Consider the following 22,090-nt stretch of genomic DNA (forward strand, 5'->3'; position numbering starts at 1 on the left):
TTTGGTTAAACGACACCGGCACAAGGACGAGCTGGCCACGCCGGGCTTTGCCTGGAAGGCCGGCCCCGGGGCGGGCGGGGGCGGCGCCGCCGCCATGACCGCGCTGAAGGCGATGGTCGCGGCCGGCAACTACCCGACCGCCTCCCAGATGCTCGGCTATACCGTGCTCGACTATGCCGCGGCCGGCGTGATGGGCGACCTGACCGAGACGGCGGTAAAGGAGGGCTGGGACAAGTCCGTTCCGGCCGCCCTGCAGAAATTCTCGGTCTATGACGGCAAGTGGGTCGCGGCTCCGGTCAACGTACACTCGGTCAACTGGCTGTGGATCAACAAGGCGGTGATGGACAAGATCGGCGGCACCGAGCCCAAGACCTTTGACGAGTTCATCGCGCTGCTCGACAAGGCCAAGGCGGCGGGCGTCATCCCGCTCGCGCTTGGCGGCCAGAACTGGCAGGAAGCCACCATGTTCGACTCGGTCGTGCTGTCGACCGGCGGACCTGAGTTCTACAAAAAGGCCTTCAACGACCTCGACGAGGAGCAGCTGAAGTCCGACACGATGAAGAAGTCGTTCGACAACCTCGCCAAGCTCGTCACCTATGTCGACCCGAACTTCTCCGGCCGCGACTGGAATCTCGCCACCGCCATGGTCATCAAGGGCGATGCGCTGGTGCAGGTGATGGGCGACTGGGCAAAGGGCGAATTCAACGCCGCCAAGAAGACCCCGGGCACCGATTTCCTTTGCTACCGCTTCCCGGGGACCGACGGCAGCGTGGTCTACAACTCCGACATGTTCGGCATGTTCGACGTTCCGGAGGACCGCAAGGCCGCCCAGGTCGCCTTGGCCACCGCAACTTTGTCGAAGAGCTTCCAGTCGGCTTTCAACGTCGTCAAGGGCTCGGTTCCGGCCCGCACCGACGTGCCCGACACCGACTTCGACGCTTGCGGCAAGAAGGGCATGGCCGACCTGAAGGCCGCCAACGAAGGCGGCACGCTGTTTGGCTCGCTGGCCCAGGGTTATGGCGCGCCTCCGGCGGTCGCCAATGCCTACAAGGACGTCGTCTCGAAGTTCGTCCACGGCCAGATCAAGACCTCGGACGAGGCCGTGACCCAGCTGGTTAACGCAATCGAAGACGCCAAATAAGAACCGGCATGAAAGGACCTTCCCCGCTCCGGTGGGGAAGGTTCCACCCAGCCAGGATGGCCGGCCTCTGGTCGGAATGGCGCCGGCGATCAACCAAAACGCCCCGTCTGAACGGGGCTAGCCTTCCCCGCCCGGCGGTGAAGGGACCCGAAAGGGAGGAGCCCATGACTACGGTCACGACTCAGATCAAGCTGACGCCGGAGCATAGTGCCCGCCCGGGTGTCTCCATGCGTTCGCGCCTGCAGGACGCGCTGCCGAAGATCGTGCTGGCGCCAAGCTTTGCGATCACTGTTGTCTTCGTCTACGGCTTCATCCTGTGGACGGTCTATCTGTCCTTCACCAACTCCAAGACCTTCCCGTCCTATGCGCTGACCGGGCCGCGAGCCTATCAGCGGCTGTGGCGCTGGACCTTCGAGAGCGACCCGCCGTCGAGCTGGTACACGTCGATCACCAATATGGGCATTTTCGGCTTTCTCTACATCTTCATCTGCCTGGCGCTCGGCCTGTTCCTGGCGATCCTGCTCGACCAGAAGATCCGCGGCGAAGGCGTGTTGCGGCCGATCTATCTCTACCCGATGGCGCTGTCCTTCATCGTCACCGGCGTCGCCTGGAAATGGTTCCTCGATCCCGGCCTCGGGCTTGAGCAGACGCTGCATCAATGGGGCTGGACGAGCTTCCATTTCGACTGGATCAAGAACAAGGATTTCGTCATCTACACCGTGGTGATCGCCGGCGTCTGGCAGGCCTCGGGCTTCATCATGGCGATGTTCCTCGCCGGCCTGCGCGGCATCGATGGCGAGATCATGAAGGCGGCGCAGATCGACGGCGCGACGACCTTCCAGCTTTACCGGCGCATCGTCATCCCGCTGCTGAGGCCCATCTTCCTGTCGGCCTTCATCGTGCTCGCCCACCTCGCCATCAAGTCCTACGATCTGGTCGTCGCGCTGACCAGCGGCGGGCCGGGCGGCTCGGCCTGGCTGCCGTCGAACTTCATGTATGAATACACCTTCAAGCGCAACGAAATGGCCGTCGGCTCGGCCAGCGCCGTGATCATGCTGATGACCATCACCGCGATCATCGTGCCCTATCTCTACTCCGAGCTCAGGGAGAAGCCGCGATGAGCGTCATTGCCACTCCCGCTCGCCAGAGCACTGGCGGCATCAGCGCCAGGACCGTCAACCGCGTCGTCATCTACGGCCTGCTCGCGCTGTTCGCGCTGTTCTACCTGATGCCGCTATTCGTCATGCTGGTGACCTCGTTCAAGACCATGGACGAGATCCAGAACGGCAACATGCTGGCGCTGCCGCAGGCGCCGACCTTCGAGCCATGGGCGAAAGCCTGGGGCGAGACCTGCGTCGGCCTCACCTGCGCCGGCATCAAGGGCTATTTCTGGAATTCCATCAAGATGGTGGTTCCGGCGGTGCTGATCTCGACGCTGCTCGGCGCGCTCAACGGCTACGTCCTGACCAAGTGGCGCTTCCGCGGCCACACGCTGGTCTTCGGCCTGATGCTGTTTGCCTGTTTCATCCCGTTCCAGTCGGTGCTGTTGCCGATGGCGACGATCCTCGGCAGCCTCGGGCGTTTCGGCGTGACGCTGCGAAACGCGACGGGATTTTCATTCGGTCTCGGCAACCCGACGGTCAACCTGGTCTTTGTCCACGTCGTCTACGGGCTTGGCTTCACTACGCTGTTCTTCCGTAACTATTACGAGGCCTTCCCGACCGAACTGGTCAAAGCGGCGCAGGTCGACGGCGCCAGCTTCTTTCAGATTTTCCGGCGCATCATGCTGCCGAATTCGATGCCGATCTTCGTCGTCACCGTCATCTACCAGTTCACCAACATCTGGAACGACTTCCTGTTCGCCTCGGCCTATGCCGGCACCGGCGACGCGATGCCGATGACCGTGGCGCTGAACAACGTCGTCAACACCTCGACCGGCGTCGTCGAATACAACGTCAACATGGCGGCGGCGATGATCGCCGCACTGCCGACCCTTCTCGTCTACGTGGTCGCTGGCCGCTATTTTGTGCGCGGCCTGATGGCCGGCGCCGTCAAAGGATAATCGAATGGCTTTTCTCGAAATTGATGGACTGAGGAAGCGGTTCGGATCGGTCGAAATCCTGAAGGGCATCGACGTCGATCTCGAAAAGGGCGGCTTCCTCGTGCTGGTCGGCCCATCCGGCTGCGGCAAGTCGACCTTGCTCAACACCATCGCCGGCCTGGAAACCATCACCGAAGGCGAAATCCGCGTCGACGGCCGGACGATCAACGATCTCCATCCTTCGAAGCGCGACATCGCCATGGTGTTCCAGAGCTACGCTCTTTATCCGAACATGACTGTCGCTGGAAACATTGCCTTCGGCATGGAGATGCGCGGCGTGCCGGCTCAGGAGCGCCAGAAGGCGATCGACAAGGTGGCGAAGGTGCTGCAGATCGGCCACCTCTTGCAGCGCAAGCCGAGCCAGCTCTCCGGCGGCCAGCGCCAGCGCGTCGCGATGGGCCGCGCGCTGGTGCGCGACCCCAAGCTCTTTCTCTTCGACGAGCCGCTCTCCAATCTCGACGCCAAGCTGCGCGTCGACATGCGCATCGAGATCAAGCGCCTGCACGCGACCACCGGCACAACGATCGTCTACGTCACCCACGACCAGATCGAGGCGATGACGCTGGCCACCAAGATCGCGGTGATGCGCGACGGCGAGGTGCAGCAGTTCGGCACGCCGGCCGAAATCTACAACAACCCGACCAATCTGTTCGTTGCCGACTTCATGGGCTCGCCGGCCATGAACCTGATCCCGGCGACGATCGGCGGCAATGGCAATGCGCTTTCCGTGGTGCTGCAGCGCGAGGCGCGCGAGCCGATCTCGCTGCCGCTGGCCGATGCGCCGACGGGTCTGTCGGCATTCCACGACAAGCCGATCATCTTCGGCGTCCGCCCCGAGGCCCTGACCGATCCTGAAGGGGCCGAACGCAACGCGTCGAACATCGCCACCGCCGACTGCCATATCGAAGTCGTGGAACCGGCCGGCTCCGACACGTTCGCGGTCACCAATCTGGGCGGCAAGGCGGTGGTGGCGCGTCTGCGCGCCGACGCCAACATCCAGCCGGGTACCAGCACGCCGCTCGCCTTCAACCTGACCAAGGCAGTGTTCTTCGATCCGGCGACCGAGAACCGTATCCTCTGACAGCCATGACAAACCCGGACATCGTCATCATCGGCTCCGGCATCGGCGGCGCCACGATCGCCTCCGGCCTTGCCGGCAGTGGCGCCTCGATCCTTATGCTGGAGCGCGGCGAGAAGCTGCCGACGACGCTGCACACGCGCGACACGCGCGCCATCTTCGTCGATGGCCACTACCGGCCGAAGGAGATGTGGCGCGAGGCCGGGGGTGCTGCGTTCAACCCCGGCAACTACTACTATGTCGGCGGCAATTCGAAATTCTATGGCGCGGTGCTGATCCGCTACCGCAGGCAAGACTTTTCCGCCATGGAGCACTATGGCGGCATCTCGCCGGCCTGGCCGTTCTCCTATGAAGAGTTCGAGCCATGGTACTCCAGGGCCGAGCAGCTTTTTCGTGTGCGCGGCGCACTTGGCGAGGATCCGACCGAACCGTTCCACTCGATCCCGTACGCCTTCGGGCCGGTGCCGGACGAGCCGCCGATCGCGCGCGCCCGCGCCGAACTCAAGGGGCTCGGCCTGCACCCGGCATCGCTGCCGCTCGGTGTCGATATCGATGCCTGGCTGAAGGACGGCAAGACAGGCTGGGATGCCTTTCCCAACACCGGGACCGGCAAGGTCGACGCCCAAACGGGGCCGCTGGCGGCAGCCCTTGCCGACAAGAACATCAGGCTCGAGACCGGTGCCCATGTCGAATATCTCGAAGCGTCATCGGATGCCAGGACGATCGCCGCCGTTCACTACCGCCAGAATGGCACGCTGAAGAAAGTCACGCCCAAGCTGGTCATCCTCTCGGCCGGCGCGGTCAATTCAGCAGTCATCCTGCTGCGCTCGCCCTCCCCCGATGGCAAGGGTCTCGCCAACCGTTCCGACCAGGTCGGCCGCAACTTCATGAACCACAATTCGAGCGCCATGCTGGCGATCGATCCGCGCCGCAGGAACACATCCGTCTACCAAAAGACGCTGATGCTCAACGACTACTATCTGTCCGACGGCAAGGGCGGCAAGCCGCTCGGCAATGTCCAGCTTCTCGGCAAGATCGACGGCAATATCCTGAGGGCCAACGTCAAGCTTGCACCCAAATTCGCGCTGGACTTCATGGCCGGCCACGCCGTCGACTGGTATCTGATGTGCGAGGACCTGCCTGATCCCGAAAGCCGCATCATGGTCGACGGCAAGGACATCGTCATGCAGTGGCGGCGTTCCAACATGCAGTCGCTCGACGGGCTGACCAAGGTGATGCGTGAAAACTTCCGCGCCTGCGGCTATCCGATCGTCCTGTCGCGGCCTTTCGACAAGCGAACGCCGTCGCACCAGTGCGGCACGGTTAAGATGGGCGACGATCCGGCGACCTCGCCGCTCGATCCGTTCTGCCGCTCGTTCGACCACCGGAACCTATTTGTCGTCGACGGTAGCTTCCTGCCGAACTCGGCCGCGGTCAATCCGGCGCTGTCGATCGCCGCGCAGGCGCTGCGTGTCGCCGACCATATCCGCAAGACGGAGCTTGTCGCATGATCGGTCTGCGCCGCCCCTCATCCGCCTGCCGGCACCTTCTCCCCGTGAACGGGGAGAAGAACGCTGGCAGCAACCCCGGCGCTTCTTTTGCAACGCTGACGATTAGCGAAAGCGGCGATGACGGCGTCCTTCTCCCCGTCACTATACGGGGAGAAGTGCCCGGCAGGGCGATGAGGGGCAGCGCTGACGCCCGCAGAGCTAGCCTCCAATGACCCGGCCCTCCGCCATCGTAACCGGCGGCGCGCGCGGCATTGGGCTGGCCTGCGCCGAGGCGCTCGCAGATGCCGGCTTCGACATCCTGGTCGCCGATCTTGCCGACGACCCTGCCAAACGGCTCATAGAGAATATCACAACGCGTGGTGCAGCGTTCGCCTACCATCGCTGTGATATTGCCAAACTTTCCGATCACACAACGCTTATCGATGCCGCCATGCGCTCCTTCGGCCGCATCGACTGCCTGGTCAACAATGCCGGCATCGGCGCGGTCGAACGCGGCGACCTGCTGGAATTGAAACCGGAGAATTTTGACCGGATCCTCGGCATTAATCTGCGCGGCACCGTCTTCCTCAGCCAAGCCGTTGCCAAGGCGATGCTTGCAGCGCCGGGTGATCACCCAAAATCGATCATCACCATCACCTCGGTCAGCGCCGAAATGGCCTCGCCCGAGCGCGCCGACTACTGCATCTCCAAAGCTGGGCTTTCGATGTGGGTGAAGACCCTGGCGCTGCGGCTCGCCGCCGAAAATGTCGGCGTGTTCGAGGTGCGGCCGGGCATCATCCGCACCGACATGACCGCAGGCGTGACGGCCAAATACGACGCGCTGATCGACAGCGGGCTGGTGCCGGCAAAGCGCTGGGGCGAAGCCGCCGATGTCGGCGCCGCGGTGGCGGCACTCGCCGGCGGCAAGCTCGGCTTTTCGACCGGCTCGATCGTCAATGTCGACGGCGCGCTGTCGGTGCCGAGACTGTGAGCAGGTGACGCCATGACCGACTACATCATCGTCGGCGCCGGCCCGGCCGGCTGCGTCCTCGCCAACCGGCTGAGCGAAGAGCCATCGAATTCAGTGCTGCTGCTCGAAGCCGGCGGCAAGGACTGGCATCCGCTGATCCACATGCCGGCAGGTTTCGCCAAGATGACCAAGGGCATCGCCGCCTGGGGCTGGTCGACCGTGCCGCAAAAGTACATGAAGGACCGCGTCTTCCGGTACACGCAGGCCAAGGTGATCGGCGGCGGCTCCTCCATCAACGCCCAGATCTACACGCGCGGCAACGCCCGCGATTACGACGCCTGGGAGAAGGAAGAGGGCCTTGCCGGTTGGGGCTACCGCGACGTGCTGCCCTATTTCAAGCGGGCCGAGAACAACCAGCGCTACGCCAACGATTTTCACGGCGACCAAGGCCCACTCGGCGTCTCGAACCCGATTGCGCCGCTGCCGATCTGCGAAGCTTATTTCCGCGCCGGACAGGAGATGGGCATTCCCTTTAATCCGGACTTCAACGGGGTAGCCCAAGAGGGCATCGGCTATTACCAATTGACGCAGAGAAACGCGAGACGCTCCTCTGCTTCGGTCGCCTATCTCCGGCCGATCCGCGAACGCAAGAACCTGACCGTCAGGACAGATGTGCTGGTGACGCGCATCGTCATCGACAAGGGCCGCGCCGTCGGCGTCGAGATCGTCGACAGGCCGGGCGGCCAGCCGACGACCCTGCGCGCCGAGCGCGAAGTGATCGTCTCGTCCGGCGCCATCGGCTCGCCGAAGCTGCTGATGCAGTCGGGCATCGGCCCGGCCGACCATTTGAAGTCGGTCGGCGTGACGCCGGTGCACGATCTGCCCGGCGTCGGCTCCAACCTGCAGGATCATCTCGACCTGTTCGTCATTGCCGAATGCACCGGCGACCACACCTACGACAATTACGCCAAGCTGCACCGGACGGCATGGGCCGGCCTGCAATATCTGCTGCTTAAGAAGGGACCGGTTGCCTCCAGCCTGTTCGAGACCGGTGGCTTCTGGTACGCCGACCCGACCGCCGCCTCGCCCGACATACAGTTGCATCTCGGTCTCGGTTCCGGCATCGAGGCCGGCGTCGAAAAGCTGAAAAATCCGGGCGTGACGCTGAACTCGGCCTTCCTGCGCCCGCATTCGCGCGGCACGGTGCGGCTGAACAGCGCCGACCCCGCCGACCACCCGCTGATCGATCCGAATTACTGGTCCGACCCCCACGATCGCGACATGTCGATCAAGGGGCTCAGGCTGGCGCGCGAGATCATGCGACAGAAGGCACTTGCCCCTTATGTGCTGCGCGAGGTGTTGCCGGGGCCGACACTCACCAGCGACGACGAGCTGTTCGACTATGCCTGCCGCAGTTCCAAGACCGACCACCACCCTGTCGGCACCTGCCGCATGGGTCATGATGCGATGAGCGTGGTGACGCCGGATCTCAGGCTGCGCGGCATCGAAGGGTTGCGCGTCTGCGACGCCTCGGTGATGCCGCGCATCCCCTCCTCCAACACCAATGCGCCAACGATCATGGTCGGCGAAAAGGGCGCCGATCTGATCCTTGGCCGCGAACCGCTGCCGCCGGCCGTGTTTTCGGGCAACCGCGCGGCATAAGGCTGGTCGCGGCGCTTGAAGGCGGAACCACGGACTGATGGTGTTCGACCTCGAGATAAGCGCTTAGCTTACCCGAGCCTCAGCGCGACGACACCGGCAACAATGCTGAGCACGGCGGCACCGCGCCATCCCGTCATCTTCTCGCCGAGCGCAAACACCGAGATCATCATGGCGAACAGGATCGACGTTTCGCGCAGCGCCGCGACCGAGGCGATCGGCGCCTTGGTCATCGCCCACATCACGATCCAGTAGGCGGCGCCGCTGAGCACGCCGGTGTACACGCCCGCCTTCCAATCGCGCGCCAGCACCGGCAGCGCCTTTGATCCGCGGAAGATCAGGCACAGCACCAGCGCCCACAGCGCATCGCAGACGAACAGCCATGCGGCATAGCTCGATGCGGTAGCGGCCAGCCGCGCGCCGCTGCCGTCGGACAGCGTATAGCTGGCTATAAAGATCGAGGTGCCCAGCGCAAAGCCAACCGCACGCAGGTTCAGCCTCTCCAGTTGCGCGCCACCGCGAAACGACAACACCAGCGTCCCGGCCGAGAGAAGGATGATCCCCACAATAGCCAGCGGCGCCGGAACTTCGGCGACGACCACGATGCCGCCAAGTGCTGCAAGCAGCGGCGCCGTGCCGCGCGCCAGCGGATAGGTCTGGGCGAAATCGCCGGCCTTGTAGGCGCCGATCAGGAACGTCCTGTAGCCCATGTGGAAGATCACCGACGCGATGATGTACGGCCACACTTCCGATTTCGGCACCTCGACGAAAGGCAGGGCCAGAACCGCCACGGCGCCCATGCCGAGCGTCATCAGCGTGATCGACAGGAAGCGGTCGAGATGGACCTTGACCAGCGCGTTCCAGATCGCGTGCATGGCGGCGGCGGCAAGTACCGCGAAGAAGACGAACAAGCTCATCGGCGGCTCATCCGCCTCCGGCCCCCGTCGTGAACGGCGTTTCCAGGTCGATGTCGACCCGCAGCGGAAAATGATCCGAAGCGATTTCGCCGATATCGGCGCTGACCGAGCGCACGCGTCCCGCCAACATCCCGCCGACAAAGCAATGATCGAGCCGGCGCTTTGCCAGCCTGCCGTCGATCTTCTTCACATGGGTGTGGAAATCCGCCGTCGGTTCGCTGGCGATGGCGGCGGCATCGACAAAACCGTCGAAATAGGCAGCACCGCGATGGTACGGCGTGCTGCCGACGATGCGCCGGTACTCGGCGCTGCCCGGCTCCATGTTGAAATCGCCCATCCATATCGCCGCCAGCGGGTTTTCCGGCTCCGGCTCGCCATTGCTCCAGTTGCGCTCGGGTTCGTCATCGGCGCCGCTCCACGGGCCGCCGTCGGACGGCGCCCGGCGATGCTCGGCGAGCAGGTACTCGATCTGCTCCAGCCGCTCTTCGGCGGCGATATGCGCGAGATGCAGCGACAGCACCCGCACCGGACCGGCAGGGGTGTAAATCATGCATTCGAGCGCGGCGTTGCGAGTGTTGAGCGGACGTACGGTGCGGCGCAGCGGCAGCGTGTGCAGGCGCGACCAGACGATCGGCAGCTTCGACAGGAGCATGGTGCCGAATTGTCGCCGCCGGTTGACGATGCGGCCGTCACGCCGCTCGCTGGCGTCCATGTCGAAGGCCGGGCCATAAACCCAATGGTAGTCCGGCAGCAGCCGCGAAAGGATTTCCGGCTGGTCGTCTTCGTTGCTGCGCAGCCAGTGCCGTTCCACTTCCTGCAACCCGATGATGTCGGCGCCGGCCACGATCTTGGCGCTGCGCGCGAGATCGTAGCGGCCGTCGCTGCCGAAACCGTACTGGATGTTGTAGCTGACCAGCTTCATTGCTTAACCGGCTCAATTTTGTGATGGCAGTAGCGGTTTGGCGGATTGGTTGCAATGTGCAGCCGGATGCAGAGAGCTTGGGCCAGGTTGCGCGGCTAAGTCGTCAGCGGCTGGAATCGTCCGGGCGGAGAAGCGGCCAATTCCGCCCAGTCGATTTCCTCCTCCAGGCGATGATACGCTTCGTCGCCGATCGTCCCGTCGATACGCAGCTGTTCCAATGCGTCGCGCTGGCTCTTGATGGCATAGAGGCGCAACCTGTCGTACTCGGTTGCAGCCTGGCCATCGCCAGGATTTTCAGCGATCATGCGCTGCGCGGCAAATTGCTCGCGGACCACGGCCGCGGCATTCGATGTCTTGCCGCTCAACACGTCCAGCGCTGCCTGCATAATGGCGACGCGCGCCTGCGCGACTTCGCGGTCGACAATTTCGTCCGGGTCGAGACGAAGCAGGCGCAGTAGCGGCTTCAGGCTGATGCCTTGCAGCACTAGGGTGCCGAGGACGACCGAGAAAGCGGCGAGCACGATCGGGTCGCGGCCGGGAAAGTCGGCCGGCAAGGCAAACGCTGCCGCAAGGGTGCCCAAGCCGCGCATGCCGCACCCGCCGATCAGCAGACCGCCGCGAAACGACGGGGCTTCGGCCTGACGGTCCGCGTCGCCGAAGCTGGCAAGCCACCTCATGATCGCGCCGCATCCCAGCACCCAGACGAGACGCGAGACGATGACGACAGCCAGAACGGTTGCGGCGAACACGAATGCTTCGACCTGCCCCTGCTCGGCCAGCCGGCCGACGATCAATCGTGCCTGAAGTCCCATCAGGACGAAGGCCAGCACATTGAGCACGAACACCGCCGTCTCCCAGACCGAGTAGGAGCTGACGCGATTTCTAGCCGGCATGCGGCGCGGCGCGGTACGCGCGATGGTCATGGCATAGACTACGATCGTAATAATCGCGGAGAGCCCGATGCTGTCGGCCAGGATCCAGACGCCGAACGTTCCGGCAAATTGCACCACAGTGCCGCTCGCCGGGTCCTCGATCCGGCTGAGCGTGGCGAGAGACAGTCGGCCGAGCACATAACCAGCGGCAAGGCTGCCGACCGTCGACAGCAGGATCATCGGAATCGCGCTGCTCAGCAGGATGGAGCCGGCAGCGGCTGAAACCGCCATGCGGTAGATCAGGAGTGCGGTGGCGTCGTTGAGCAGGCTTTCACCTTTCAGGATCGCGGTGATGCGGTGCGGCACCTTGAACTGTCCAAGCACGGCCGACGCCGCGACGGCATCGGGCGGCGCCACGATCGCGCCAAGGGCAATAGCCGCAGCGATCGGCAGGCCTGCCATTGTCCAGCCGACGAGTGCCACGGCAGCAGTGGTGAAAACGACGGCGCCTAGCGCCAGCAGGACAAGCGGCAGCCTGTAGCGATTGAGATCGCGCAGCGACGTGTCGTAGGCCGCGTCAAGGAGCACCGGCGCGATGAACAAGGCGAGCGCCAGTTCGGGATCGATCTCGATGGTCGGCGCAAACGGCAGGAAGCCGATGCCCGCGCCGGCCAACGCCAGCAAGGAGGGATAAGGAATGTGGAGACGTCGCGACAACGCCGTCAGCGCGACGGCGATCAGCAGGAGAACAAGAGTCAGCTCGAAAAGCGCCATGCGTTATCGTAGCGGCGAAGCGCGATTATTGGCAGTGGCAAAACCATAAGCTGCTGTTGATTGGCCGTGGTGCCCTGACTTGACAGTATGCCGTGACTTGGCAGTATGCGTTGAGGCGGTTGTCTGCGTATAAGCTTGGGTCATGATCCTCATCGGCCAATATGACTCGCCCTTCGTCCGTCGCGTCGGCATTGCGCTGACCCTGTACAACCTGCCGTTTGAACATCGTCCCTGGTCGACTTTCAACGATGCGGACAAGATCAGGCCCTATAATCCATTGACGCGCGTGCCAACCCTGGTGCTGGACGATGGCGAGGTGCTGATTGAAAGCCACGCCATGCTGGACCATCTGGACAGCCTTGTAGCGGCCGAGCGCAGGATGTTTCCAACCAGCGAGCCTGCGCGCCATCAGGCGCTGAAGATCGCTGGTCTGGCCACCGGGCTGGGCGACAAGGCGGTCAGCATGTTTTACGAGAGGCTGCTGCACGAGACAGTCTCCGACCTCTGGGTCGAACGCTGCCGCAAGCAGATACGGGGAGCCATGGCTGCGCTGGAAACCGATCGCAGCACAAGGCGTGAAACCTACTGGTTCGGCGATCGGATCGGCCATGCCGACATCGCAGTTGCCGCCGTGCTGCGCTTCCTTGGCGAAGCGCATCCCGGACTGGCTTCGCTGGCCGACTTCCCGGCGCTCGGCGCCCATGCCGAACGGATGGAAGCGCTGCCGGTCTTCAGGACGGTGAGCCAGCCGTTCATCCCACCGGCCTGACTTCGATTTCGGGATACTGCCGCTGTTAGAGCATTCTGCAGCCAAACGTCTTCGTTTGGCGTCCGACAAATGCGTCAAACAAAGACCTGGAGCGCCGGTTTTGGTTCCACCAAAACGCAAAGCGCTTTAATGCAGCACCAGCATGTCGCCCGACGAGAACGAAATCTCGGCCTTTTCGCCGACAGCGGGCGGCGGCGAGGCCGGGCTGTTGAACGTGTCGAGCGACACCGTGCTGCCGCCGATGCCGACGCGAACCCGGATGACCGAGCCGAGGAAATGCACTTCGGTGATCTCGCCCGAAAGACTGGAGTCGCGGCCGGGGTGGCGGCCGAGCGAAATCGCCTCGGGCCGCAGCGCCAAGGACAGCGTGTCGCCGGACTTGGAGCCGTTTAGCTTTCCCTGCAGCGAGACCTCTTGCGAATTGACGCGCACCTTGCCCGACGCCGCGTCGGTGACGGTGCCTTCGAGCACGTTCAGCGTGCCGACGAAATTGGCGACGAACTTGGTCGCCGGCCGGTTGTAGATCTCGAACGGCGTGCCGACCTGCTCAGCTTTGCCGCCATACATGACAGCGATGCGGTCGGAGATCGACAGCGCCTCTTCCTGGTCGTGGGTGACGAAGACGGTGGTGATGCCGAGCTTCTTCTGGATCGAGCGGATTTCCTCGCGCAGCGATACGCGCACCTTGGCGTCGAGCGCCGACAGCGGTTCGTCGAGCAGCAGGAGCTTCGGCTTCGGCGCGATCGCCCGCGCCAGCGCGATACGCTGCTGCTGGCCGCCGGAGAGCTGATAGGGATAGCGGTCGCCCATCTGCGGCAGCTTGATGAGGTCGAGCATCTCGGCAACGCGCCTGTCGGCATCGGCCTTTGGCATGCCCGCGACCTTCAGCCCGAAGCCGATGTTCTGCGCCACCGTCAGGTTCGGAAACAGCGCATAGGCCTGGAACACCATGCCGACATTGCGCTGGTTGGGCTTGAGCCGGGTGATGTCCTTGCCGGCCACCACAATCTTGCCGGCGCTCGGCTCCTCGAAGCCGGCGACCATGCGCAGCACCGTCGTCTTGCCGCAGCCCGATGGCCCGAGGAAGGAGACGAATTCGCCCGGCTCGACGTCGAGATTGAAGTCCTGGACGACGGTGGTGGCGCCGAAGGCTTTTCGCACCTGCTGGATGGAGAGGAATGGCTCGGCCATGGCTTTTCTTTCGGTCAGTACTTTTTCGATCAGTTTGGCCGGTTCGCCGATCTCGGCGCAAAACGCGACAGGATCTGGATCAGCGACATGCAGCCCCAGGTAATGGCGAACGAAATGAGCGCCAGTGCCGATGGCTCATAGGCACTGTTGGCGCCGATGTTCTGCAGATAGGGGCCGAACGCCGGGCGATTCAGCAGCGAGGCCATGGTGAACTCGCCGATGACGATGGCAAAACTCAGGAACGCGCCGGATAAGACGGCGATCAGTACGTTCGGCAGGATGATGCGGGCGATGATGGTGGTCCAGCCGGCGCCGAGGATTTGTGCGGCTTCGGTGAGCGTTCTGACGTCGATGGTCCTGAGACCGGTATCAACCGCCCGGTACATATAGGGCAGCGCCAGCACTGCATAGCCGATGACCAGCAGGGCATCGGTGCCGCGCGCTGTCGCCAGAAAGGGCAACGCTGAATTCGAACCGAACATTCTGATGTAGCCGAAAACGATGACGATGGCGGGAATAACCAGCGGCAGCAGGGTGATGAATTCTACGACCGGCCGCAGATGCGGTAGCCGCAGCCGTATCCAGTAGGCCGTCGGAACAACGAGGAGCACGCCCAAAAGGATGGTAAAGATCGCCACAACGACGGAGTAGGTAAATGTCGCCTGGAAATTCGGATCTTCGAAGACCGACCGGTAGGCGTCAAAGGAGTATTCGCCTCGCCGCTTACGCAACGAGAATTCAAAGGTCGCCAAAAGCGGCAGGATAAAATAGGTGGTTCCCACGCCAAAAACGAGCCAGGCCCAGAAACGGCTGCCTTGCTTCATTTCAGCCACCGTTCGGCTCGCCGCTGGAACAGGATATAGAAGAGATTGGCCAGGCCGGTGATGACGATCATGCCGAATGCAAGCGCATAACCTAGATTCGGATTGTAAAGCACGTCGCCGCGAATCTGCGCGAACAGCTGGATTGGCACGATGTTGAGTGACGGCCCCGTCAGTGCATAGGCTGTCGCGACCGCTCCGAACGCGTTGGCAAAAAGGAGGACCGTCGTACCGAGAAAACTCGGCCACAAGACCGGAATGACCACCATGCGCCAATATTGCCAATTGGTTGCGCCGAGCGTGGCGGCAGCTTCGCCCCATTCCTTCTTCAGCCCATCGACCGCCGGCGTGATGATGACGATCATCAATGGAATCTGGAAATAGAGGTAGGTGAGGATCAGGCCCCAAAACGAAAAGATACTGAAGCCGAGCGAATAGATGTTAATGCCGAAAATGTCTCGCAACAGGATCGTCGCCACTCCGAGCCGACCTAGCGTCGCGATGAACGAGAATGCCAGCGGCACGCCGGCGAAATTTGAGGCGACGCCCGAGAAGGTCAAGGTCGCCGAGCGCAACCACGGCGGCAAGCCTCCGCGAACGACTGCCACCGCCATTGCCAAGCCGATCAAGGCGCCAAGGACTGCGGAAACAAAGCTGATCTGAATGGATACCCAATAGGCGGCCGCGAGCTTTGGTTGCGACAACGCTATGATGTTGTCGAGCGTATACTCGCCGGCTGCATTTTTGAACGCGCCCGCGATCAGCCCTACCGTGGGCAAGATCAGAAAGAGCAGTGCGAAAATGAAGAACGGAGTTACGCCTAACCAATGCAGTGGCAGCCGAAGGCGGCTGATCTCCGGCGCGCCAGGGCTGGCGCTGGCTGTCTGGGACATTGTGGAGTCTGCCATGGAATTCCCGAAGTTGGCATAGGGCGCCGGGCGGCGAACCGGCCGGCGCCCTATGAATTACTTCACGACGGCGCCAACGATGGCATCCCAGTTCGTGCTGATTTCCTTCTTGGCAGCGTTCTGTTCCTCCAAGGTTGGGAAGATCGCCTTTTCGTAGTTCTCGGCGGCCGGCAGCTTGTCCAGCATCTCCTTCGGGATCACGCCCTTCTTGGCGAGGTCATTGAAGCGGATCGGGTGGCAGTAGCCCTTCAGCCAGCCGAGCTGGCCTTCGTCTGAGTAGAGGTACTCCATCCACAGCTTGGCGGCGTTCGGATGCGGCGCGTAGGCGCTGATCGCCTGTACGTAGACGCCTGCGACCACCGCGCTCTTTGGCACGACGATTTCGATTTCCGGATTGCCAGCCATCTTGTCGCGCATGGCGAGCAGGTTGTAGTCCCAGTTCATCACGATCGGAGTCGTGCCCTGGGCAACAGCTGCCGCTTCACCGTCGACCGGCACGAAGTTGCCGGCATCGTTGAGCTGCTTGAAGAACTGCAGACCCTTGGCGGCGGCGTCCTGGCCGCCGGTACCGCCAGCCGCGAGGCCCGAAGCGTAGACCGACATGACGGCGTTGTTCGAGGTGCGCGGGTCACCGGCGAGCGCCACCGAGTTGGCGTATTCCGGCTTCTGCAGGTCAGCCCAGTCCTGTGGTGCGTTCTGCACGACGGCCTTGTTCACGCCGAAGGCGAGCACGCCGTAGTAGTCGCCGTACCAGTAGCCATCGGCATCCTTGGCGCTGTCAGGGATCGTATCCCAGGTCGACACCTTGTAGGGCTGGATCAGGCCGTCTGCCTTGGCGGACGGACCAAAAGACAGGCCGACGTCGATGACATCAGGCGCCTGCGGGCCCTTATTGTCCTTGTTGGCCTTGATCGCCTCAATCTCGTCGCCGGAGCCGGCATCGGGATTGAGCTCGTTGACGGTGATTTCCGGATACTTCGCCTTGAAGCCGGCGATGACGTCGCCATAGCCGCACCAGCTGTGCGGCAGCGCGATGGTGGTGAGCTGGCCTTCCGCCTTGGCGGCGGCGACCAGTTCATCCATGGACTGCGCCGACGAGATGGCAGAGGTCGCCATCAGGGCGACGGCCGTAAGGGAAAGCACTTTTCCCGTGAATTTGAACATGTGTTCTCTCCGTTGAACTGACGCCGTTGGACGCCTGCGATGCGGTATCGTTTTCGTGTGACAGCCCGATGAAAGCTTTGTGAAAGCGATGCCCTGCAGTACGAAAAAGTAAACTCTTTTTAACCGGCTGTAGCAATCGCTCCGCGATTGTTTTTCCGGCTAACGAATTTCGGCCTTACCTTTCATCCCTTCCCCTTTCTTTGCCCTCGTTTCCCAGATCAATTTTCGGCGCAAAAAACCGTCTCAGACGGTGCCGGCAATGGCATTGTCGAGCAGCGTCAGCGCCGCCTTCCTGGTCAGCTTGACTGGGTTGCCGCCGGCCGTCGGATCGACCACCGCCATGTCAGCGATCAGGCCCTTGCGCTTCTTGTTCATGTCGAGCCCCTTGATCAGGCCCGGCAGCGCGTGCGGCACCTTCAATTCCTTGCGCAGCTTGATGACGGTCTTGGCGAAGCCGTCGAAGCCGCTCTTGATGCCGCAATAAGCCGCGAGTCGGGCGATGCGCGCCTCGACGGCGTCGCGGTTGAAGGCCAGCACATAGGGCATGAACACGGCGTTGGTCATGCCGTGATGGGTGTCGTAGAGCGCGCCGATCGGATGCGACAGCGAGTGGATGGCGCCCAGCCCCTTCTGGAAGGCGGCAGCGCCCATCGCGGCGGCGCTCATCATGTGGGCGCGGGCGACGAGATCCTTGCCGTTGGCGTAGGCTTTCGGCAGGTTTTCGAAGACGAGCCGCACGCCTTCGACCGCGATGCCGTCCGCCATCGGATGATAGCCCGGCGCGCAATAGGCCTCGAGGCAGTGAGCAAGCGCATCCATGCCGGTGCCGGCGGTGATGAAGCCGGGCATGCCAACCGACAGTTCCGGATCGGCGATAACGATCGCCGGCAAAAGTTTCGGATGGAAGATGACCTTCTTGGTGTGGGTCGCTTCATTGGTGATGACGCCGGCGCGGCCGACCTCCGAGCCGGTACCGGCGGTGGTCGGCACGGCGATGATCGGCGCGATCGCGTCGGAGTTGGCGCGCGTCCACCAGTCGCCGATATCTTCGAAATCCCAGACCGGCCGCGTCTGGCCGGCCTGGAAGGCGATCAGCTTGCCGAGGTCGAGCGCCGAGCCGCCGCCGAAGGCGATGACGCCGTCATGCTTGCCGTTCTTGAACACGGCAATGCCGGCGGTCAGGTTGGAGTCGACCGGGTTCGGCTTGACCTCGGAAAACACGCCATAGGGCACCTTGGCGTCGTCGAGGATCTTCAGCGTCGAGGCGACCACCGGCAGCTTCGCCAGCCCCGGATCGGTGACGAAGAGCGGCCGCTTGATGCCGGTGGCATCAAGCACATCAGGCAATTCCTTGATACGCCCAGCGCCGAAGCGCACGGTTGTCGGATAGTTCCATTTGGAAATCAATTTTGTCATTTTTGTCTTTCGAAAATCAGATGGCTTCACGCAGATGGTATGATTTCGGCCTCGTCAGATTGTCGTAGCCGATGGCCGACAGCGCGGCGCCCTTGCCGGTGTCCTTGACGCCGGTCCAGACCAGCGCCGGATCGAGATAGTCGCAGCGGTTCATGAATACGGTGCCGGTCTCGACGCGATCACCGATCGCCGCCGCATGCTCGGTGTCGCCCGTCCACATCGAGGCCGTCAGCCCATAGGGGCTGTCGTTCATCAGCGCGATCGCCTCTTCGTCATTGCGCACCTTCATGATGCCGACGATCGGCCCGAAACTTTCCTCGCGCATGACGCTCATCTGATGATCGACCCCGGTCAGCACTTCCGGCGCCAGATAGGGCGAGCCTTGCTCGTCATTGGCAACCTTCATGTTGATGTGGGTCTTGGCGCCCTTGCGCAGCGCCTCGGCCTTCTGCTCGCGGATCAGGTCGGCGAAGCGCGCCTGGGCCATCGGCCCCATCGTCGTCGCCTGGTCGAGCGGGTTGCCGACGACGTAGTTCTTGGTTTCGGCGATGAAGCCTTCGACGAACTCGTCATAGACCTTCTCGTGGACATAGACGCGCTCGATGCCGCAGCAGCACTGGCCGGAATTGTAGAAGGCGCCGTCGACCAAATTGGCAACGGCATGGTCCATCTTGGCATCGGCCAGGACATAGGCCGGGTCCTTGCCGCCGAGTTCGAGGCCGAGCGTCATGAAGGTGCCTGCCGCGGCCTTCTCGATGGCGCGGCCGCCAGCGACAGAGCCAGTGAAATTGACATGGTCGATCTTGCCCGAGCCGAGCAGTTTTTCGGTCTGCACATGGTTCATGACGAGGTTCTGGAACAGACCCTTGGGCAGGCCTGCTTTGTCGAACGCCTGTTGAAAACGTTCGCCGACCAGCAGCGTCTGCGCCGCATGCTTGAGAATGACGGCACTGCCGGCCATCAGCGCCGGCACGATGGTGTTGACGGCGGTGAGATAGGGATAGTTCCACGGCGCAATCACCATGACCACGCCGAGCGGCACCTTCTTCACATAGCGGCGAAACCCGTCCTTCGGATTGGAGGCCGTCACCGGCTTGAGTGCCGCTTCGGCGATCTCGACCATGTAGCTGGTACGTTCCCTGACGCCGCCGAACTCGCCGCCATAGCGCACCGGACGACCCATCTGCCAGGCGATCTCCGGCACAATCTCGTCGGTCATGGCGACCAGCGCTTCCAGCATGGCGAGCATGTATTTGCCGCGCTCGACGATCGGCGTCTCGGCCCATTTCTCCTGCGCCGCCTTGGCACGCTCGACCGCCGCATTGATCCCCTGGTCCGTCGCGATTGGCCGTTCGGCATAGATCGAACCATCGACGGAGATTTTATTTTTGCGGTTTCCAAGTGGGCGTCTCCATTTATCGAAGGCAAAGCGTCAGCAGGCAAGGGCGCGAACATGCCCGGCTCTTGCATAATCCAGTATTGACTGATCGCGCGTCACGAGCGTCAAATCGAACGCCCGCGCTGTCGCGATCAATATCCTATCCGCCGGATCGCCGTGGAGCGATCCAGGCAAGAAAGACGATTCAATCAACAATTCCGGCGAAAGAGCCTCGAGCTTGATGCCTGGCGTGGCGATCACTTCCCCAAAAATGCTTGCTGGCGACTTTGCTGCCGCCAACCGGCCCTTGGCGCTCAGCAGGCCCAACTCCCAGGCCGAAATGGGGGAAACCCTGACCTTCTCGTCAACAGCCGCGGCGCTGTTGATGGCAATCTTGGCTTCCGGCGTGATTGGCTCGTTCAGCGCTATCCAAATGATCGCGCAAGTGTCGAGCAGCAGCCTGTGCGTCACGGCAGCACGTCAGGCTCAAAGGCCGGCCTCGTGTAATCATGTCCTTGGAGAAGCGTGACCTTGCCTGTCCATATGCCGAAAAGAGGATGGTCGGTATTTCCCTGCGGAAGTTCGTAGCGGGCCTGCGCTGGTTCCGCCATTCCCGAACGAGTCTTGTCTGTGGTAGCCATATTCGGCTTTCGATAACCTTCGGGCCATCCCTCCAGTTTGAAATCCACCCGCTCGTTCGCAAGATCGACACGAGACGCCCGGTAGTTTGCGCGCAACCAGGCGCGCGCCTGGCTGTGCCCGCTCGGGCTGTTCGCCCACCATTCCTCCCGCTGTCGTGCCGACGGCGGCAAGCGGCCACCGATAACTTGCTCGATCTCTGCGAAGCTCATCGACATCTGGCCCTGGCCCGAGAACAGGAGATGCTCGAAAAGCGGATGGTATTTTGTTCCTTCGGTCATCGTACAACCTTAGTTCACGCCGTATTTTCGGTCAAGGTATAGATAGTAGCTTACTATCTTTCTAGTACCGCTCGAACCCCCTGTGCAGTTCCCAATCGGTAATGCGGCGGTCATATTCGAACTGCTCCCAGCGCGCCGTATGGACATAATGCTCAAGCACGCCGTCGCCGAACGCCTGCTTCAGCATCTCCGACGTCGCCAGCGTCTCGGTGGCGTCACGCAGGGTCTTCGGAATTTCCGGCAGCTGAGAGGCTTGATAGGCATCGCCGACGAAGGGTTTTTGCAGTTCAAGCTTTTCGTCGATGCCGGCCAGGCCGGCCGCGATCAGCGCGGCGAAGGCGAGATAGGGGTTGAGATCGGCGCCGCCGATGCGGCATTCCATGCGGATGCCCTTGGTGCCCTCACCGCACAGGCGGAAACCGGCGGTGCGGTTGTCCTCGCTCCACATGATCTTGGTCGGCGCGAAGGTGCCGGCCTGGAAGCGCTTGTAGGAGTTGATGTAGGGCGCAAGGAACCAGGTGAATTCCCTGGCGTATTTGAGCTGGCCCGCCGCCCATTGCTTGCCGAGCGTCGACAGCGTCCATTCGGCATTTTTGTCATAAAAAAGCGGCGTCTTGCCGTCGGCGCTCCACAGCGAATTGTGGATGTGGCTGGAATTGCCGGCCAGCCCATAATTGTACTTGGCCATGAACGAAATTGCCTTGCCTTCGGACTCGGCGATCTCCTTGGCGCCGTTCTTCAGGATGACGTGGCGGTCGGCCATGTCGAGCGCCTCGGCATAGCGTACGTTGATTTCTTCCTGGCCCGGACCCCACTCGCCCTTGGAATTCTCGATCGGTATGCCGGCCGCTTCCATTTCGTTGCGCAGCCGGCGCATGACGCCTTCTTCCTTGGTGGTGATGCCGATCTGGTAGTCGCCGATATAGGGCGAGGCGGTGTCGAGGCCTTGCCAGTGCTTCTTGCGAGCGGAATCGTAGGTTTCGCTGAACAGATAGAATTCGAGTTCGGAGGCGAAATAGCCGATATAGCCGCGCTCGCTCAGCCGTTTGACCTGCTTTTTCAGTATGGCGCGCGGCGAATGCGGCAGGTCGTCATGGGTGTGGTGGTCGAGCACGTCGCAGATCACCAGCGCCGTCTTTTCCAGCCATGGAATGCGCCGCAGCGTCGACAGATCCGGCTTCATGACGAAGTCGCCATAACCTTTCGACCAGCTCGCCGCCTTGTAGCCGGGCACCGGCTCCATATCGATGTCGGCGGCCAAGAGATAGTTGCAGCCATGCGTCTCGTCATGGGCGGAATCGACGAAATACTGTGCCAGGAACCGCTTTCCCGCCAGCCGCCCCTGCATGTCGACGATGCAGGCCAGCACCGTGTCGACCTCACCGCTGGAGACCGCCTTCTTCAACTGATCGAACGAGAGATTTCCGGCCATTCTTGCAAGCTCCGCCGCCTTTATGGCGCTTCGAGAGTTCAACTCTGGACCCCGGCGGGGGGGGGCGGCGGGGGGGGGTGGGGGCGGGCGCCGCGCGGGGTGGGCATAAAAAAACACACGCCCCCCCCCCCCGCCGCCGGGGGGGGGGGGGGGTGGTGGTATGGAGA

20 protein-coding genes are annotated in these 22,090 nt (G+C 62.7%); 8 read left to right on the top strand and 12 right to left on the bottom strand.

Annotated elements, in window-relative coordinates; all coding sequences use genetic code 11:
- From NKH12_RS25220 to NKH12_RS25250, 7 genes are all read left to right on the top strand, one after another.
- Positions 1-1,141, top strand: a 1,141-nt coding sequence (locus NKH12_RS25220; RefSeq protein WP_352955638.1) for an ABC transporter substrate-binding protein, incomplete at its 5' end; no start/stop codon positions are given.
- A 164-nt stretch (positions 1,142-1,305) separates the two neighbouring features.
- Entirely contained in the window at positions 1,306-2,262 is a 957-nt protein-coding gene (locus NKH12_RS25225) for a carbohydrate ABC transporter permease (RefSeq protein ID WP_352955639.1), read from the top strand.
- Positions 2,259-3,203 carry a carbohydrate ABC transporter permease gene (locus NKH12_RS25230; protein WP_352955640.1) on the top strand — a complete coding sequence of 315 codons (945 nt, stop codon included), beginning with the start codon at positions 2,259-2,261 and terminating at the stop codon, positions 3,201-3,203. The genes NKH12_RS25225 and NKH12_RS25230 overlap by 4 nt, the downstream gene beginning before the upstream one ends.
- A gap of 4 nt (positions 3,204-3,207) precedes the next feature.
- The gene (locus NKH12_RS25235; protein WP_027153274.1) at positions 3,208-4,323 is read left to right on the top strand and encodes an ABC transporter ATP-binding protein; all 1,116 of its coding nucleotides are present in this window, start codon (positions 3,208-3,210) and stop codon (positions 4,321-4,323) included.
- Between the two features lie 5 nt (positions 4,324-4,328).
- The gene (locus NKH12_RS25240) at positions 4,329-5,831 is read left to right on the top strand and encodes a GMC oxidoreductase (protein WP_352955641.1); all 1,503 of its coding nucleotides are present in this window, start codon (positions 4,329-4,331) and stop codon (positions 5,829-5,831) included.
- A gap of 208 nt (positions 5,832-6,039) precedes the next feature.
- Positions 6,040-6,801, top strand: coding sequence for a 3-ketoacyl-ACP reductase (locus NKH12_RS25245; RefSeq protein ID WP_352955642.1), 762 nt, complete (start codon positions 6,040-6,042; stop codon positions 6,799-6,801).
- A gap of 12 nt (positions 6,802-6,813) precedes the next feature.
- The gene (locus NKH12_RS25250) at positions 6,814-8,442 is read left to right on the top strand and encodes a GMC family oxidoreductase (RefSeq protein ID WP_352955643.1); all 1,629 of its coding nucleotides are present in this window, start codon (positions 6,814-6,816) and stop codon (positions 8,440-8,442) included.
- A gap of 68 nt (positions 8,443-8,510) precedes the next feature.
- On the opposite strand, the gene NKH12_RS25255 is transcribed toward NKH12_RS25250, so the two are convergent.
- The 3 genes from NKH12_RS25255 to NKH12_RS25265 all read right to left on the bottom strand — a co-directional run bounded on the left by NKH12_RS25255 (position 8,511) and on the right by NKH12_RS25265 (position 11,924).
- Positions 8,511-9,356 (bottom strand): EamA family transporter, encoded by an 846-nt coding sequence (locus NKH12_RS25255; protein ID WP_352955644.1) that lies wholly within the window; start codon positions 9,354-9,356, stop codon positions 8,511-8,513.
- A gap of 7 nt (positions 9,357-9,363) precedes the next feature.
- Positions 9,364-10,278, bottom strand: coding sequence for an endonuclease/exonuclease/phosphatase family protein (locus tag NKH12_RS25260; RefSeq protein ID WP_352955645.1), 915 nt, complete (start codon positions 10,276-10,278; stop codon positions 9,364-9,366).
- A 95-nt stretch (positions 10,279-10,373) separates the two neighbouring features.
- Complete coding sequence (locus NKH12_RS25265) at positions 10,374-11,924, bottom strand: cation:proton antiporter (RefSeq protein WP_352955646.1); 1,551 nt, start codon at positions 11,922-11,924, stop codon at positions 10,374-10,376.
- 142 nt (positions 11,925-12,066) lie between these two features.
- On the opposite strand from NKH12_RS25265, the gene NKH12_RS25270 reads away from it, so the two are divergent.
- Positions 12,067-12,693, top strand: coding sequence for a glutathione S-transferase family protein (locus tag NKH12_RS25270; RefSeq protein WP_352955647.1), 627 nt, complete (start codon positions 12,067-12,069; stop codon positions 12,691-12,693).
- A 126-nt stretch (positions 12,694-12,819) separates the two neighbouring features.
- On the opposite strand, the gene NKH12_RS25275 is transcribed toward NKH12_RS25270, so the two are convergent.
- The 9 genes from NKH12_RS25275 to NKH12_RS25315 all read right to left on the bottom strand — a co-directional run bounded on the left by NKH12_RS25275 (position 12,820) and on the right by NKH12_RS25315 (position 21,923).
- Positions 12,820-13,884, bottom strand: a complete 1,065-nt coding sequence (locus NKH12_RS25275; RefSeq protein ID WP_352955648.1) for an ABC transporter ATP-binding protein — start codon at positions 13,882-13,884, stop codon at positions 12,820-12,822.
- A 29-nt stretch (positions 13,885-13,913) separates the two neighbouring features.
- Entirely contained in the window at positions 13,914-14,708 is a 795-nt protein-coding gene (locus NKH12_RS25280; RefSeq protein WP_352955655.1) for an ABC transporter permease, read from the bottom strand.
- Complete coding sequence (locus NKH12_RS25285) at positions 14,705-15,598, bottom strand: ABC transporter permease (protein ID WP_352955649.1); 894 nt, start codon at positions 15,596-15,598, stop codon at positions 14,705-14,707. The genes NKH12_RS25280 and NKH12_RS25285 overlap by 4 nt, the downstream gene beginning before the upstream one ends.
- Positions 15,599-15,670: 72 nt before the next feature.
- Complete coding sequence (locus NKH12_RS25290) at positions 15,671-16,777, bottom strand: ABC transporter substrate-binding protein (protein WP_352955650.1); 1,107 nt, start codon at positions 16,775-16,777, stop codon at positions 15,671-15,673.
- A gap of 243 nt (positions 16,778-17,020) precedes the next feature.
- A complete protein-coding gene (locus NKH12_RS25295) occupies positions 17,021-18,193 on the bottom strand; it encodes an iron-containing alcohol dehydrogenase (protein ID WP_352955651.1) in 1,173 nt (390 codons plus the stop codon).
- Between the two features lie 16 nt (positions 18,194-18,209).
- On the bottom strand, positions 18,210-19,574 hold the full coding sequence (locus tag NKH12_RS25300; RefSeq protein ID WP_352955656.1) for an aldehyde dehydrogenase family protein: 1,365 nt from the start codon (positions 19,572-19,574) through the stop codon (positions 18,210-18,212).
- 51 nt (positions 19,575-19,625) lie between these two features.
- Positions 19,626-20,042, bottom strand: coding sequence for a type II toxin-antitoxin system VapC family toxin (locus NKH12_RS25305; RefSeq protein WP_352955652.1), 417 nt, complete (start codon positions 20,040-20,042; stop codon positions 19,626-19,628).
- Complete coding sequence (locus NKH12_RS25310; RefSeq protein WP_352955653.1) at positions 20,039-20,491, bottom strand: DUF7662 domain-containing protein; 453 nt, start codon at positions 20,489-20,491, stop codon at positions 20,039-20,041. Before NKH12_RS25310 ends, NKH12_RS25305 begins: the two co-directional genes overlap by 4 nt.
- 61 nt (positions 20,492-20,552) lie before the next feature.
- A complete protein-coding gene (locus NKH12_RS25315) occupies positions 20,553-21,923 on the bottom strand; it encodes a glutamine synthetase family protein (protein ID WP_352955654.1) in 1,371 nt (456 codons plus the stop codon).
- Positions 21,924-22,090: the final 167 nt, after the last annotated feature.

The sequence above is a fragment of the Mesorhizobium sp. M1322 genome (assembly GCF_040318085.1).
GTDB lineage: Bacteria > Pseudomonadota > Alphaproteobacteria > Rhizobiales > Rhizobiaceae > Mesorhizobium.